Genomic DNA, 13,512 nt, shown 5'->3' on the forward strand with positions numbered 1-13,512 from the left:
CTAGGCCGGAACGGCCCCGCCCATAAGTGACTGCAGCTCATCAGCCGTAGCCTCGGCATTGGTCCGAAAACCAAGCGTCCGACCCCTGTTGAGAACGGTGAAGCGGTCGCCGACCTGAAGCGCGTGACGAACATTATGGGTGATAAAGATTACCCCCAGACCACGCGATCTAACTTCGCCGATACATTGGAGGACCATCGCCGTTTGCGTCACGCCTAGCGCCGACGTCGGCTCGTCGAGGATCAGGACCTTAGCGCCGAAATAGACGGCCCGGGAGATGGCAACACATTGCCGTTCGCCGCCCGATAGCGTTCCCACCGGCTGTCGAGGATCGCGCAGCATGATACCCATCTTGCTCATTTCATCCCGAGTAACAGATTCGGCTTGCTCGGCATCGAACATGCGGATGGGGCCGAGACGCTTTATCGGCTCTCGCCCTAGAAAAAAGTTGCGGGCCACCGACATGAGCGGGATCATCGCCAGGTCCTGGAAGACGGTCGCAATTCCGCGATCCAACGCCTCGCGCGGACTGTCGAATACGGCAGGCTCGCCATCGACGAATAATGCCCCCTGCGATGGCTGATGGACGCCTGACAGGATTTTGATCAGCGTCGATTTTCCGGCGCCATTGTCGCCCAGCAGGCAGTGGACCTCACTTGGCATGACATCGAATGACACGTCGGAAAGCGCGACGACCGACCCGAAGCTCTTGCCGACATTGCGGACTGCAAGCAGCGATCCAGCGCTCATGCTTTTTCCCCGGCTACCCGCTTGCGAACGAAGTTGTTGAACAGCACTGCCATCAACAGCATCGCGCCGAGGAAGACCTGGTACCAATCCTGGTCGATGCGCGTGTAGGTCAGGCCGATCACGACCAGTCCGAAGATAATCGAGCCGAAAAAGGCCCCGATCACGGAGCCAAATCCACCCGTCAACAAACATCCGCCGATGACAGCAGCGATGATCGCTTCAAACTCCTTCTGAAAGCCCCGCCGCGCATCAGTCGATCCGGAATCGAGCACGGTAAGGATCGCCACCAGCGCTGCGCAACAGGCGGTTACGATGAACAAGATGGCTTTGACGTCCGCGACGGGGACGCCGGAGTTGCGGGCAGCATTCGCATCGCCGCCGGATGCAAGGATCCAGTTCCCGAAGCGGGTTTGGGCAAGGATGAAGGCGGCCACTGCCGTAACGGCCGCGAACCACAATAGTTCGACCGGAACTCCGTAGACGTCGCCCGAAAACAGCGGAAGGAGCCCGCTGTCGGCGACGGATTCCCGCACACCCCGTAGCTGCGTCGAGCCCCCTGTTGCCCATTTCAGCCCGACTAGGCTCATCCCCCGAAGGATGAACAACAATGCCAGGGTAACGATGAAGGAGGGCAGACCAGTCTTTAGGACGATCTGCGCGTTGAGTGCTCCGATGGAGATGGCAAAGGCAAAGGTGATCAGAATCGCAACAGCGAGCGGTGCCTGCCAAACGACCAAGATGGCCCCGAAAACGAGGCCAGCGAAGGCGACCATCGAGCCGATCGATAGGTCGAATTCTCCCGCGATCATCAGAAGCGCGGCGCCGACTGCGAGGATACCTAGCTGGGCCGCCGGGCTCATGACATTGATGAAGCCCGCTACGGTAAACATTGCCGGGTCTGCCGTGAACAGAAAGTAAAGGAGGACGACGAGCAGACCGCCAACGGCGCCCAGCTCAGGCCTTTTTGCAATCTCTAGAAAATGGGAGCGCGATCGACCTAGAGCTGGGGTCTCGGGCTCTGCTGCGCCTACCATCAGCGAATCGCCTTTTTGGACAGCTCGAGAACCTTGGCGGCCTCTGCCCGAGTTACGAAGCGGGGGCCGCTCTCGATCAGAGCGTTCGCCGGAATCAGGCCGTAGCGAATCTGGTTCGTGACAAATACGGTCCCTAGATAGCCCTGCAGGAATGCTTGCGGATCGACTGCGAAAGAGGCTTCGCCACGGCTAAGCGCTTCCAGGAATCCGGGCGAGAGGTCGAATGATGCGACCATCATGGGGCGCCCCGCCTCGCGCGCTGCCTCAACCGCAGGATCCCCCGCGAGCGGGGCGCTAAGCGTGACGAGGGCGTCGATCGCGCGATCGCCGGCAAGCGCCGCCGCGATTTTCGACTTTATCTCCTGATAGTCATTGGACGTCGGCAGGACGACCGACGGGCCTTCGAAGCCATCGTCGAGTCCTTTGCAACGGGCGTCCAAAGCTGTGTTGCCAACCTCATGATTGACGCAGGCGACCTTTTTGGCTCCCGATTGTCTCAGCCTTTCGCCAACGCGTTTCCCGGTTTGATATTCGTCTTGGCCAACATGAATCATCGAACCAAGTCCGCTCGCGACGTCGGACCCCGAATTGATTGAAACGACTGGAATGCCCGCTCGCACAGCAGCCTGGATTGAGGGGCCAAGTGCCTCGGCATCAGGGATAGTCACAATCATGCCTGCCGGTCGCTGATTGGTTGCCGAGGCGATGAGCTCTGCCATGCGGATCATGTCGAACGTTTCGGGAGCCCGATATTCCAGTCTGACTCCCAGTTGCCGAGCCGCTTCGAGGGCTCCGTTGCGAACGATATTCCAATAGGGATCGGCGGCTTGGCCGTGGGAAATCATGACGATCCGTTCGCCACCGCTAGATCGGGTAACGCCTCTACTCGACGAAACAGCCCTTTCGAAGAGGGAGGCTCCGATCACGACACCAACAATCAACGCGACGCACGACGCCCAGAGAACCTTGAGCTTGGCAGACATTCTCGTTTCCCCTCGGCCGCTACGCGTTCCTGTCGCTCGTAGTCGAAGGTGCCCGCTATGGCTTGGGTCGGCAAGGGGATCGAAGGATTCGGGCGCCGCAGCTAATGACCGCAATGGGTCGAAAGCTGCCATTAGCGAGAGCAACGGCCGACAGAAGCTGGGCGGGGCGAACCGCGCCTCAGCTTCATACCTGGCCAGCCCGATCAGTTCGTCGGAAATCCACGCCGCTTGAGCAGCGCGGTGACGTCCGGGTCGCGGCCGCGGAACTTGCGGTACGCCTCGGCCCGGTCGGTCTCGTTGCCGGTCGACAGCAAGTTGATGCGGAAGCTGTCAGCGATCTTGCGGTTGAACGGATCGCCCGATTCCTCGAACGCCGCCCAGGTGTCCGCGTCCATCGTCTCCGACCACAGATAGCTGTAATAGCCCGCCGAATAGCTGTCCGACGAGAATAGGTGACCGAACTGCGGCAGTCGGTGACGCATCACCGTCTCCTTCGGCATTCCAAGCTCCGCCAGCGTCTTCTTTTCGAACGCATCGGGATCGACCACTCCGGTCGGGTCCAGGTGCAGCTTCATGTCGACCAGCGCCGAGGACAGGTATTGGACTGTGTCATAGCCCTGGTTGAAAGTGTTGGCCTTGTTGATCTTGTCGACCAGCGCGGCAGGCATCGGCTCGCCGGTCTTATAGTGGCGGGCAAACTTCTCGAGCACCGGCCGGGTCAGCAGCCAATTCTCGTTCACCTGGCTCGGATATTCCACAAAGTCGCGCTGCGAGCCGCCGAGCGACGGATATTTCACGTCGACCAGCAGATAGTGGATCGCGTGGCCGAACTCATGGAACATGGTCTCGGCATCGTCGAGGCTGAGCAGCACCGGCTTGCCGGCCTCGGGCTTGGTGAAATTATTATTGTTCGACGCGAGCACGATGTTGTCGTTGGTGAGCCGCGCCCGGGCCTTGTAGGTATTCATCCAGGCGCCCGAACGCTTGCCCTCGCGGGCGTAGGTGTCGAGGTACCAAAGGCCGACTACCTCGCCGGTCTTCTTGTTGGTCACCTCGAAAGTGCGGACATCGGGATTGAAGGTCGGGACCTTGCCGGTGTTTTCCTCGAAGTGCAGGTCGTAAAGCTGCTCGGCCGCCCAGTGCATGCCCTTGAGCAGGTTGGACTGCTCGAAATAAGGCTTAATCTCGTCCTCGCTGAGGTCGTATTTCGCCTTCCTGACCTTCTCCTGGTAATAGCGATAGTCCCACGGCTCGACGGTCGTGACGCCATCCTTGGCCGCGAACGGCTGCATGTCGGCGACCTCTTCATGAACCCGCGCCACGGCCGGCTTCCACACCCGCATCATCAGGTCCATCGCCCGCGCCGGGGTCTTGGCCATCGTGTCCTGCATCCGCCATTCGGCATGGTTGGCATAGCCGAGCAGCTTGGCGCGGTCGGCGCGCAGCTTCACGATCTTGGCGATGATCGCATTATTGTCGTTGGCATCGCCGTTGTCGCCGCGATTGACGAACGCCCGCCACACCTTCTCGCGAAGCGCGCGGTTGCTGGCTGAACTCAGCACCGGATCGACCGCCGAACGGGTGTTGCGGATTGCGTAGGTCCCGGCCGGAAGGCCCTTGGCCTTGGCAACCGCGGCGGCTGCATCCTTCACGTCCGGTGTGACGCCGGCCATGTCGGCCTCGCTTGCCTGGATGAAGGTCGCTTCGTCGGCGAGGAGATGCGAGTTGAACTCGGAAAAGGCGGTCGCCAGCTCCTGGTTGTAGCCGGACAGCTGGGCCTTCTGCGCCTCGTCGAGCTTGGCGCCACGCCGCACGAAGCCTTCATAAGTGCGGGTCAGCAGGCGCATTTGCTTGGCATCCAGGCCGAGGCTATCGCGCCGGTCGTAAAGATTTGAAATCCTTGCGAAAAGCTTGCCGTTGAGATTGATCTTGTCATAGGCGGCCGAAAATTTCGGCGCCCATTCCTTGTCGAGCTCCTGATAAGCCGGGGTCGACATATTATCGGTCATCACACCGAACAGCGCCTGGACCCGGTCGAGCGTCCGGCCGGTCTTCTCGCTTGCCTCGATCGTGTTGGCGAAGGTCGGCGCTTCGGGGTTGTTGGCGATCGCATCGGTCTCGGCCAGCAGCTGAGCAATTCCCGTCTCGAACGCTTGCGGAAACAGCTCCGGCTTGACCTGGTCCCACGGCGGCACGCCGTCATAGGGTCCGGTCCAATCCTTGAGCAGCACGTTATTGGAAACCGTTGCGGTTGCGGCTGCGTCGCTCGTCGCCGCGGTAGCAGGCACGGCTGCACACAGCGCGATTGCGGCCGCGCCGCCCAGTAGCATGAACTTCAAGACACCCTCCCAAATCAAAGATTTGTCCGCGCCCTAGCGGCCAAGCCCTGAACCCGCGGCAACCATTTCGACAAGCGGCGGACAGGGTCGATGAAATGAGTTAGCCGAGGATGCTGCTTGCCAGCAACAACAGCAGCTTGACGTCGATCGCGACGCCTTCGGCCCGCTTGGCTTCAACAAAGGCCGGGATATCGGCCCGCGGCACCAGGTGGACCTCGATCTGCTCATGTTCGGTGCCACCGCCCTCGCCGATACGCCTGAGGCCATGTGCCGTCACGAGCGTAAAGCCTTCGGCGACCATGCCGGGCGAGCTGTAGAATTGACCGATCACCTCGATCCGCTCGGCGGTGAAGCCGGTTTCCTCTTCCAGCTCCTTGACGGCCGTTCCTTCGACCGTGGCGTTGGGGTCCTCGTCGCCGACCAGGCCGGCGGGAAGCTCCAGACATTTGCGATTGCCCAGCGGCACCCGCACCTGTTCGATCAGCACCACATTGCCATCATGTTCCGCCAGGATGACGACGGCATGCACTCCGCCACAGCGCTCGACATATTCCCATGTCCCGTCGCGGACGATGCGGATGTACTTGCCCTGCCACTCGACCAATCCGCTCATAGCTGGATAAGCTTGTCGGGAATTTCATTGGTGTCGGTACTGCTCTTGGGGAAATGCTCGGCCAGTACGTCGCCGATCCGCTCCACCGCGGCGACAATGCCGTCGCCGGGCCGCCCTGCCTTCACATCGGTGATCAGCGCGGCCATCGCTTCGCCCCAGGTTTCGGGCGTGGTCACCGCGGTTATCGCTTCGTCGCCGATGATCTCGGCGCGGTGCTCGCCCATCGACAGGTAAATGAGAATTCCGGTGCGGCCGATGGTCCGCCGCTCGCCGCCGGTTTTGAACAGCATGACCGCACGTCGCCGCACGCGCCGCGTCTTGGTCGAGCCCGGGGTCAGCAACAGCCGAAGCGGCATCCACTTCATGAGGAACAGCGCAACCAGGAATTTGAACAGGGCGAATCCGAGCAAAAGCGTCAGCAGCTCGCGCTGGCTTGGTTCGGCGGTCCAGCCCATGAGCCGAGTCCACCAGGCTTCGAGCTGGTGCGGCCAGGCCGCAAAGAAGCCCAGCACCAGGAACAGCACCAGCACCGCATAGTGCAGACCGACATCGTGATAGGAATCGGATTGATCGGCGGCGATGGCGATGATTTCGCCGTCGCTCTTGGCCTCCGCAGCGGCAATGGCTTTGCTGACGCGCGCGTGATCCTCGGCCGACAGTTTCAGCATCACCATCCCCCCGAAGCGCCGCCGCCACCGAACGAGCCGCCGCCGCCTGAGAAGCCTCCGCCTCCGCCGCCACCGCCCCAGCCGCCGCCGCCGCCGCCCCAGCCGCCGCGCGAGCCGCGGCTGAGTTCGTTGAGGCCCCACAGGATGACCCAGGGGCTGATTCCTTCGCGGCGACGATAGCGACGTCCGCCGGCCCGCCTGGCGATCGATCCGATGATGACGAAGAATATGACGACGATGAACAGCACCGGGAATGGATTGACGCTCCTGTCGCTACGCTTTGCCTCCTGAGCGCCGACCTCCTGTGCCCGCTTGGCTGCTTCGGCCGCAGGCAGCTCCATCGTCTCGATGATCCGGTCGGCGCCGGCGGTGATCCCGCCGCCGAAGTCGCCCTCCTTGAAGCGCGGCACGATGCTCTCGCGAATGATCACGCTCGACACTGCGTCGGTCAGGAACACGCGCGCGCCATAGCCCGTCTCGATGCGGACCTTTCGCTCCTTGGGTGCGACCAGCAGGATGACGCCGTCATCCTTCTGCTCATTGCCGATGCCCCAGGCGCGGCCGAGCCGATAGCCATAATCCTCGATCGTCCGGCCCTCCAGGCTGTTGACCGTCGCGACGACGAACTGACGTCCGGTCCGCTGCTCCAGCGCTTCGGATTTCGAACCAATATCAACGACCTGTGCCGGGGTCAGCAGCCCGGCCTGGTCGACCACCCGGCCGGTCAGCTTGGGAAAGGTCTGCGCATAGGCCGCAGCGGAAATGAATAGCAGCAGAGCTGCCATCAAGACCCACTTCGTCATTCCCGCGAAAGCGGGAACCCAGCCCGGCGAATGCCTCCGGGTCCCCGCTTTCGCGGGAATGACGAGTGAGGAGTTCATCGGTCTTGCCTAGCCCGCGGTGTTGAAGTCGACCTTGGGCGCTTCCTGCGCGCCCGACGCCGCCTCGAAGGGGACCTTCGGCTTGGCGCCGTAGAAGATCTTGGCGCCGATCGCGTCGGGGAAGGTACGAATGCGGGTGTTATAGGCCTGCACTGATTCATTGTAGTCGCGCCGCGCGACCAGGATCGAATTCTCGGTCCCCTCGATCTGGCTTTGCAGCGTCAGGAAATTCTGGTTGGACTTGAGGTCGGGATAAGCTTCCTGCAGCCGCTGGAGCGGAATGATCGCCTGGCTCAGGCGGCTCTGCGCGTCATTGAACGCGCGGACCTTGGCCGGATCATCCAGGTCCTCGGCACTCAGCGTAACCTTGCCGGCATCGGCCCGTGCCTGCGTCACCGCGATCAACACGCTGCTTTCCTGCTTGGCATAGCCCTTCACCGTCTCGACCAAATTGGGAACCAGGTCGGAGCGGCGCTGATACTCGCTCTGCAGATTACCCCACTTTGCATTCACATTCTCCTCGGCCGTCGGAACCGAGTTAAGGCCGCAGCCGGCGAGGCTGAGAGCGGCCAGCGGAGCAAGCAGTTTCAGTCGGCGTACCAGATTCATCGTTCCACACCCCTTCGTTGCGTAACCGGAAAAGTAGAGGGCCGCGCGCAAAATTCAATCGGCTGTTTTAGCATGGCAACACACATTGGCCCGGATCGCTTTCCTTTCGGCCCGCGTTCGTTAGTCTCGCAGTCGCGACGCACCAGAGGGGAAACGCCATGCTGTCGGAATTCAAAGCCTTCATCGCCAAGGGAAATGTCCTCGACCTCGCGGTTGCCGTGATCATCGGCGCCGCATTCGGAACCATCGCCACCAGCCTCACCGGCGACATCATCATGCCGATCGTCGGCGCGCTCTTCGGTGGGCTCGACTTCAGCAGCCACTTTGTCGTGCTTGGCGCTATTCCCGATACTTTCGCAGGCAATCCAGCGAGTTACGCGGAGTTGAAGGCTGCCGGCGTCCCGGTGCTCGGCTGGGGACAGTTCGTCACCGTGCTGATTAACTTCATCATCCTGGCGTTCATCATCTTTCTGCTTGTCCGCAGCGCCAACAAGGCGGTGAAGAAGGGCGAGGATGCGCCCGCCGGGCCAAGCGAAGTCGACCTCCTCACCGAAATCCGGGACGAGCTTAGAAAGCGCTAGAGCTTAACCAGCATCTCGGGGATCTTGGTCGATCCCGGACCGACGTCCCAATGGACCTGGCGGCCGGACGAACCCGCTACCGGGCCGTCCTCGCTGTTGTTGGTCAGTATCTCTCCGTCGGTAGTGACGGTGAAGCGCCCCTCGGCCCGTGAAACCGGTCCGTCGCTGCCCTTGTCGGGCAAGCCGAGCATCTTGGCCCGGGCACTGAACGGGCCAGAGCCGCCGGTCAGCGCCGGCGCCGTGACCATCACCGAACCATCGGTACGGCGGCGCAGCGTGATGAACGGGATAATGAGGTCGGTGTCGGGCATTAGCGGAAAGGCATAGTCCTGCGTCAGCCGCCCCTCGACATGATAGTCGACGTCGAAGACGCCCTTTCCCTTGTATGTGACTGACCGCCAGCCCTGATATTTCATAAGATTGGCGGCGAAGCGGCGGTTCGAGGCGTCGTCCAATCCGGTCAGGCCAAACATCTTGGCCATATTCTCGGCTTCCTGGCGTTGCTCGGCCAGCTTCTCAGCTGCCCTTTTCTCATAGTCGGATTTCAGCTTGGCGATTTCGGCGGGGCTGCAGTTGCGCTGTTCGTCGGTCGATCCCTCGTCGGCATTGTCCTGGGACTGTTCCAGCGTGACCGAAACGACGCCGCCATCGGCCTTGGCCGACCCGTCCGCGAAACATTGCGCCAATTCATCGCTCCACGGCGCCGGATGCGTCCTGTCGTCCGGAATCTGCAAGACCACCTCGCCCTTGTAGTCGAGGACGAATCCGCCCGACTTGTTGAGTGCCAGGTTTGACGAAAACTTGCCCGGCCCCCAGAGGCATCCGCAGAGCAGCAATGGCGCGGCCGCAGCCGCGAACATTTTCCCCCAATAGCGCATCCCGTACCCCTTTCGGCGTGAACCCTATTTCGGGCGGCCGCTGAAACCAGCTTCCTTTCGCAATTCGTCGCCGTCCAGCAGTGCGCCGTCAAGCACGACCTTGTCGACGTGCCTTAGGTCGCCGATGTTCGCCTCCGGGTCGCCGTCGACCAGCAGCAGGTCGGCTTCCTTGCCGACCGCGATCGAACCGGTACGCTTGTCGGCCTTGACGTTGCGAGCAGCGTCAATGGTGGCAGTCGCCAATGCTTCCGCGGGCGTCATTCCACCCGCCACGTAAAGCTCGAGCTCGCGAACCAGCTCCGTGCCCTGCCCATCGGTCCCGGCGACGATCGGAACGCCGGCCTTACGCATGACCGCGACATATTCCAGCATATGCTTGACGCTGGCGCGCGCTTCGTCGCGCGTCGTTCCTTCAGGCAGGGGGATCGGTCCCGACTTGAAGCCGCGCTCAACCGCCGGAGGGAGAGTGCCGACATATGCGCTGTAGGCCGGCGAGACCTTTCCCGCCTCCGAGGTCAGCGTGCCCTCGACAACGACCAGAGTCGGGTCGACCGTGATTTTCCTTTCGGCCAACGTCCTGATGACCGTCCGCGTGGGTTCGGCGTTGAAGTCGACGTCCTTGAAATATTTGCCGGGACCGGTCATCCGCAGCGTCGTGTTCGACTTGGCGACGATCTCGTCGGGCATCGCCTGCATTGTCGCGAAATAGATGTGTGTGATTTCATCATAGCCGGCGTTGACCGCATCCAGCGTCCGCATTCCCGCCGGGATATGGCCGTGGACATGCAGCCCTAGCTCGTGCGCAAGCTTTGCCGCCGGCGGTATCCACGCCGGATTCATCGACGTGTAGAATTTCACGGCAGTCAGGTTCGCGGCCTTGATCTTGCGCACTGCCGCGAGGGTTTCCTCGAGACTCGAAACCGTGAGACTGCCCTGGGCGGCCAGCGGTCCCTTCTGATCGATGATAACCGAATTGAACTGCTCCGGGCCGACCATCAGGCCCTTGGCCCGGCGCTCGCGCTGAGACACCGCCAGCTCGATGCTCCCGCCCGGATTGCGTGCGGACGTGACCCCGAGGGCTACTTCGCTAAGCGCGTTGAAGTCGTCCGACACGTGCATGTGGCTGTCCCACAGGCCGGGAACCAGCGTCTTGCCGGCGCCGTCGATGACGCGAGCGCCTGCAGCGAGCTTCGGCAGCGCGGTGCCGACGCTGGCGATCTTGCCGTCCGATACCACCACATTCTGGCCGGTAACGAAACGCTCCTTGTCGGCATCGTATATTTTGACATTGCGGAACAGCACTGGCCGCATTGTCTCCGCAGTTAGCAACCGTTTGGCGATGGCCGGAGCGAGCTCCGCAATCGCCGCCTCTTGTGCCGCGATCATCGGCTTGAGATTTGCTTCATACCCTTCGGGCATCAGCGCGAGAGCGCCGACGAACCCGAAAATCTTTCCGTCGTCGAACAACCACACCGGTGCCGGTGACTGGCCGATACCCTTGAAAAAATACAGGTTCGCGGTCCGCGGGCCGTTCGGGCCCACGGCACTAAAGGCCGTGGCCGACCGTTCGAGCGTACCGTGGCCGGATGGAAGCAAAGCGACACCTGCCGCACCCGCCTTTAGGAACAGCGGAATTGTCGCGTCGCCTGCCAGGAAGGTACCGCCGAACGTGTTGTAGGTGCCCTGTCCCGCGGGCGCCTGTCCCTCGTCTACGGTCGTTTTCCAGTGGGCCGTTGCCTGGTCGATTGCGAATGTCTCTGCCGAATCGCCACTGGGAGTCACGCCGCGGACGGTGAAGCTGACCGGCTTTCCAGTCGCATCGAGCTTCACCACTTCGTCCTGCTCGAACACCAGGCCTCGAAGGAGGATGGATTCGCGATAGGCAATGCCTCCGTCAGGCAAGGTCCAGCGCCATTCGTCGCCATGCTTGCCGGCCTCGGAGACAACAACATAATGGTCTGCACCAGCCGGCGGGACGAGCAATTGCTCCTTGGGAACGGGCGCCGCGGCCAAGGCGACGGGCGAAACTGCAAGACAAAGCGCAACCAGCGCACGGCGAACGGTCATCAGGCGACTCCCCCGGTTTCGAACGGGCGCACCCTGCGACGGTGCCCGACGCGCCGCAAGTCACGGTTCGACCAACGCACAAATGGAAGAATGGAAAGTGGGAGGCTTCTGTTGCCCGGCGCCTCCCGTGCCGCTGGAATCCCCTTCTGTTGCCCGGTGGGGTCCGACCGCGCTTAAGCTTTATAACCTTAGACCGTTAGGCCCTCAGTTACGCAGCAAGAGCGAGCGCCTCGTTATCGTTGGCACTTGTGTGAATGAGCCGTCACGGTGGTCTCATACCGATCGGCAACCGGGACTTTATTGCACTCGTCGATCCTATTTCGCCCCCATCAGCAGCGGCGCAATCTGCATGTTGCGCACTTCGCCGCTGGTGGTGGAGGCGCCGGGGTACTGCCCCCCGGGTCCGAAATGCCTATTCCACCCGATACTCTACCGACATAGCCGGTTTCCCGGCCCGTCTAAGATAGGTGACCGGCCGTTTTGATGCAACCAATTGACAAAATGCCAGCCGTTTCGGAACCGTCGAGCGAGTGGTAGCGTTGGAACCGGTCACGTGGGCTGGCATTGCGCCATCACGCTGGAACAAGGGGATTATTGATGAAGAAGGTTTCTTTTGCTGTTGTCGGTGCCGCCGCTCTCGCGCTCGCTGCGTGTGGCGGCAAGGGCGACGACAGCTTGGGTGAGAACGTCCAGGAAAACTATGAAAATGCCGCCGAGAACCTGGATGCGGCAGCCGACAGCACTGCCAACGCGGCCGAAGCTGACGCACTTGAGAACCAGGCCGACGCACTCCGCGAGGAAGGCGAAGCCAAGGAAGATGCGATCGACAAGGCCGACGTCAACGCGGCCGCCGTTAACGCCATGTAGCTAGGCTCCGCCCCCAGCGGGGTGGAAAGCGAGGGCCGGCGCCGAAAGGTTGCCGGCCCTTTTTTGCGGACGATATCCTGCTAGGGGCAAATCATGAGCGACGATGCCATCCCCGCGGCGACTCTTGTCGTGTGGCGCGACCCCGTCACCAGCACCGGCGAGAAGCCGCAAATATTGGTGGTCGAGCGGTCGGCGCGGATGGCTTTTGCAGCTGGAGCGGTTGTTTTCCCGGGCGGCCGAATCGACGATGTGGACCGCAGCCTCGCTGCGGCACTCGGCCGACCCGACGAGGCGGCCAAAGTAACCGCAATCCGCGAAACGATCGAAGAGACCGCTGTCGTGCCTGCCATGCAGCAGTTGGTCAGTCCCGGAATTGGGCTCGAGCTGCAGCGAGCACTGATCGAAGGCGAAGACTTCGGCAGACTGCTGACTGACCGAGAACTCGCGCTCGACCTCGACGCATTGACTCCTTTCGCGCGCTGGATGCCCGCGTTCAAGCATGCGCGGAAATTCGACACATTATTCTATTTGGCCCGCGCGCCAGAGGGCCAATGGCTGCCAGTGCCCCAACCGGGAGAATGCGAAGCTGCCGAATGGGCCAGCGCGGAAGACCTGCTGGAGCGCATAGAGCGAGGCGAATCCAGCGCTATCTTTCCGACCAAACGCAACCTGGAACGGCTTGCCCGGCTGGCGAGTCTGGATGCGGCGATTGATGACGCGCGAAGCCATTCGTTGGACACCATCATCCCGTGGATCGAAGAGATTGGCGGCGAAACGCATGTGCGCATACCGGAAGATCGCGGCTATCCGGTGATTTCGGAGCCGCTGGCCACCGCCTTTCGCGCCTAAACGGCGACTCACCCCAAAATGAAAGGGGCCCCGGCAATGCCGGGGCCCCTCCTCATTCGCTTACCGCGGCTAGTGGCGGCCAGCGAACTAGCTGAGATGCTTCGACAGGTGCTTGTTCATTTCGAACATGGTGCACTTGTCGGTGCCAAACACCTTGCGGAGCTTGTCGTCGGCCAGGATTTCCCGCTTGTTATTCGGGTTTTGCAAGTTGTTCTTGCGAATATGGTCCCACACCTTGGAAACGACTTCGCTACGCGGCAGCGGGGCCGAACCCACAATTGCGGCGAGATCTGCCGACGGGGTTACCGGGCGGGCAAGTCCGCCCCCTGCTTTACGACCAGTCCCTTTTGCCATTTGGCCCTCCTGTTGTTCTGAGAGAGATAGAGCGCGATT

General features: G+C 61.9%; 14 protein-coding genes and 1 other RNA gene. 3 read left to right on the forward strand and 12 right to left on the reverse strand.

What is annotated here, in order from left to right; translation table 11 throughout:
* The 8 genes from LZ518_RS06595 to LZ518_RS06630 all read right to left on the reverse strand — a co-directional run bounded on the left by LZ518_RS06595 (position 1) and on the right by LZ518_RS06630 (position 7,877).
* A complete protein-coding gene (locus LZ518_RS06595; protein ID WP_249915215.1) occupies positions 1–750 on the reverse strand; it encodes an ATP-binding cassette domain-containing protein in 750 nt (249 codons plus the stop codon).
* Positions 747–1,640, reverse strand: coding sequence for an ABC transporter permease (locus tag LZ518_RS06600; protein ID WP_249915216.1), 894 nt, complete (start codon positions 1,638–1,640; stop codon positions 747–749). Before LZ518_RS06600 ends, LZ518_RS06595 begins: the two co-directional genes overlap by 4 nt.
* A gap of 143 nt (positions 1,641–1,783) precedes the next feature.
* Entirely contained in the window at positions 1,784–2,767 is a 984-nt protein-coding gene (locus LZ518_RS06605) for a sugar ABC transporter substrate-binding protein (RefSeq protein WP_249915217.1), read from the reverse strand.
* A gap of 203 nt (positions 2,768–2,970) precedes the next feature.
* Complete coding sequence (locus LZ518_RS06610) at positions 2,971–5,097, reverse strand: M3 family metallopeptidase (RefSeq protein ID WP_249916518.1); 2,127 nt, start codon at positions 5,095–5,097, stop codon at positions 2,971–2,973.
* A 109-nt stretch (positions 5,098–5,206) separates the two neighbouring features.
* The gene (locus tag LZ518_RS06615; RefSeq protein ID WP_249915218.1) at positions 5,207–5,719 is read right to left on the reverse strand and encodes an NUDIX hydrolase; all 513 of its coding nucleotides are present in this window, start codon (positions 5,717–5,719) and stop codon (positions 5,207–5,209) included.
* Positions 5,716–6,390, reverse strand: coding sequence for a TPM domain-containing protein (locus tag LZ518_RS06620; protein WP_249916519.1), 675 nt, complete (start codon positions 6,388–6,390; stop codon positions 5,716–5,718). Before LZ518_RS06620 ends, LZ518_RS06615 begins: the two co-directional genes overlap by 4 nt.
* Complete coding sequence (locus tag LZ518_RS06625; RefSeq protein ID WP_249915219.1) at positions 6,387–7,172, reverse strand: TPM domain-containing protein; 786 nt, start codon at positions 7,170–7,172, stop codon at positions 6,387–6,389. The genes LZ518_RS06620 and LZ518_RS06625 overlap by 4 nt, the downstream gene beginning before the upstream one ends.
* A 105-nt stretch (positions 7,173–7,277) precedes the next feature.
* Positions 7,278–7,877, reverse strand: coding sequence for a LemA family protein (locus tag LZ518_RS06630; protein WP_249915220.1), 600 nt, complete (start codon positions 7,875–7,877; stop codon positions 7,278–7,280).
* 158 nt (positions 7,878–8,035) lie between these two features.
* Between LZ518_RS06630 and mscL the strand changes: the two genes are divergently transcribed.
* A complete protein-coding gene (gene mscL, locus LZ518_RS06635) occupies positions 8,036–8,458 on the forward strand; it encodes a large conductance mechanosensitive channel protein MscL (protein WP_249915221.1) in 423 nt (140 codons plus the stop codon).
* Here the strand turns inward: mscL and LZ518_RS06640 are convergent.
* The 3 genes from LZ518_RS06640 to ssrA all read right to left on the reverse strand — a co-directional run bounded on the left by LZ518_RS06640 (position 8,455) and on the right by ssrA (position 11,896).
* A complete protein-coding gene (locus LZ518_RS06640) occupies positions 8,455–9,336 on the reverse strand; it encodes a hypothetical protein (RefSeq protein WP_249915222.1) in 882 nt (293 codons plus the stop codon). The genes mscL and LZ518_RS06640 overlap by 4 nt on opposite strands.
* Positions 9,337–9,360: 24 nt before the next feature.
* The gene (locus LZ518_RS06645; RefSeq protein WP_249915223.1) at positions 9,361–11,403 is read right to left on the reverse strand and encodes an amidohydrolase family protein; all 2,043 of its coding nucleotides are present in this window, start codon (positions 11,401–11,403) and stop codon (positions 9,361–9,363) included.
* A gap of 135 nt (positions 11,404–11,538) precedes the next feature.
* Positions 11,539–11,896, reverse strand: a transfer-messenger RNA (tmRNA) gene (ssrA, locus tag LZ518_RS06650).
* A gap of 104 nt (positions 11,897–12,000) precedes the next feature.
* Here ssrA and LZ518_RS06655 point away from each other — a divergent pair.
* Positions 12,001–12,270, forward strand: a complete 270-nt coding sequence (locus tag LZ518_RS06655; RefSeq protein ID WP_249915224.1) for a hypothetical protein — start codon at positions 12,001–12,003, stop codon at positions 12,268–12,270.
* 93 nt (positions 12,271–12,363) lie between these two features.
* On the forward strand, positions 12,364–13,119 hold the full coding sequence (locus tag LZ518_RS06660) for an NUDIX hydrolase (RefSeq protein ID WP_249915225.1): 756 nt from the start codon (positions 12,364–12,366) through the stop codon (positions 13,117–13,119).
* 87 nt (positions 13,120–13,206) lie between these two features.
* Here LZ518_RS06660 and LZ518_RS06665 read toward each other — a convergent pair whose 3' ends face one another.
* A complete protein-coding gene (locus tag LZ518_RS06665) occupies positions 13,207–13,473 on the reverse strand; it encodes an SWIB/MDM2 domain-containing protein (RefSeq protein ID WP_249916520.1) in 267 nt (88 codons plus the stop codon).
* Positions 13,474–13,512 lie beyond the last annotated feature (39 nt).

The sequence above is a fragment of the Sphingomonas brevis genome (assembly GCF_023516505.1).
GTDB lineage: Bacteria > Pseudomonadota > Alphaproteobacteria > Sphingomonadales > Sphingomonadaceae > Sphingomicrobium > Sphingomicrobium breve.

Coding starts and splice junctions, on each gene's coding strand:
- LZ518_RS06595 (WP_249915215.1), bottom strand. CDS start 750: ATGAGCGCTGGATCGCTGCTTGCAGTCCGCAATGTCGGCAAGAGCTTC.
- LZ518_RS06600 (WP_249915216.1), bottom strand. CDS start 1,640: ATGTTTACCGTAGCGGGCTTCATCAATGTCATGAGCCCGGCGGCCCAG.
- LZ518_RS06605 (WP_249915217.1), bottom strand. CDS start 2,767: ATGTCTGCCAAGCTCAAGGTTCTCTGGGCGTCGTGCGTCGCGTTGATT.
- LZ518_RS06610 (WP_249916518.1), bottom strand. CDS start 5,097: ATGCTACTGGGCGGCGCGGCCGCAATCGCGCTGTGTGCAGCCGTGCCT.
- LZ518_RS06615 (WP_249915218.1), bottom strand. CDS start 5,719: ATGAGCGGATTGGTCGAGTGGCAGGGCAAGTACATCCGCATCGTCCGC.
- LZ518_RS06625 (WP_249915219.1), bottom strand. CDS start 7,172: ATGGCAGCTCTGCTGCTATTCATTTCCGCTGCGGCCTATGCGCAGACC.
- LZ518_RS06630 (WP_249915220.1), bottom strand. CDS start 7,877: ATGAATCTGGTACGCCGACTGAAACTGCTTGCTCCGCTGGCCGCTCTC.
- mscL (WP_249915221.1), top strand. CDS start 8,036: ATGCTGTCGGAATTCAAAGCCTTCATCGCCAAGGGAAATGTCCTCGAC.
- LZ518_RS06640 (WP_249915222.1), bottom strand. CDS start 9,336: ATGCGCTATTGGGGGAAAATGTTCGCGGCTGCGGCCGCGCCATTGCTG.
- LZ518_RS06645 (WP_249915223.1), bottom strand. CDS start 11,403: ATGACCGTTCGCCGTGCGCTGGTTGCGCTTTGTCTTGCAGTTTCGCCC.
- LZ518_RS06655 (WP_249915224.1), top strand. CDS start 12,001: ATGAAGAAGGTTTCTTTTGCTGTTGTCGGTGCCGCCGCTCTCGCGCTC.
- LZ518_RS06660 (WP_249915225.1), top strand. CDS start 12,364: ATGAGCGACGATGCCATCCCCGCGGCGACTCTTGTCGTGTGGCGCGAC.
- LZ518_RS06665 (WP_249916520.1), bottom strand. CDS start 13,473: ATGGCAAAAGGGACTGGTCGTAAAGCAGGGGGCGGACTTGCCCGCCCG.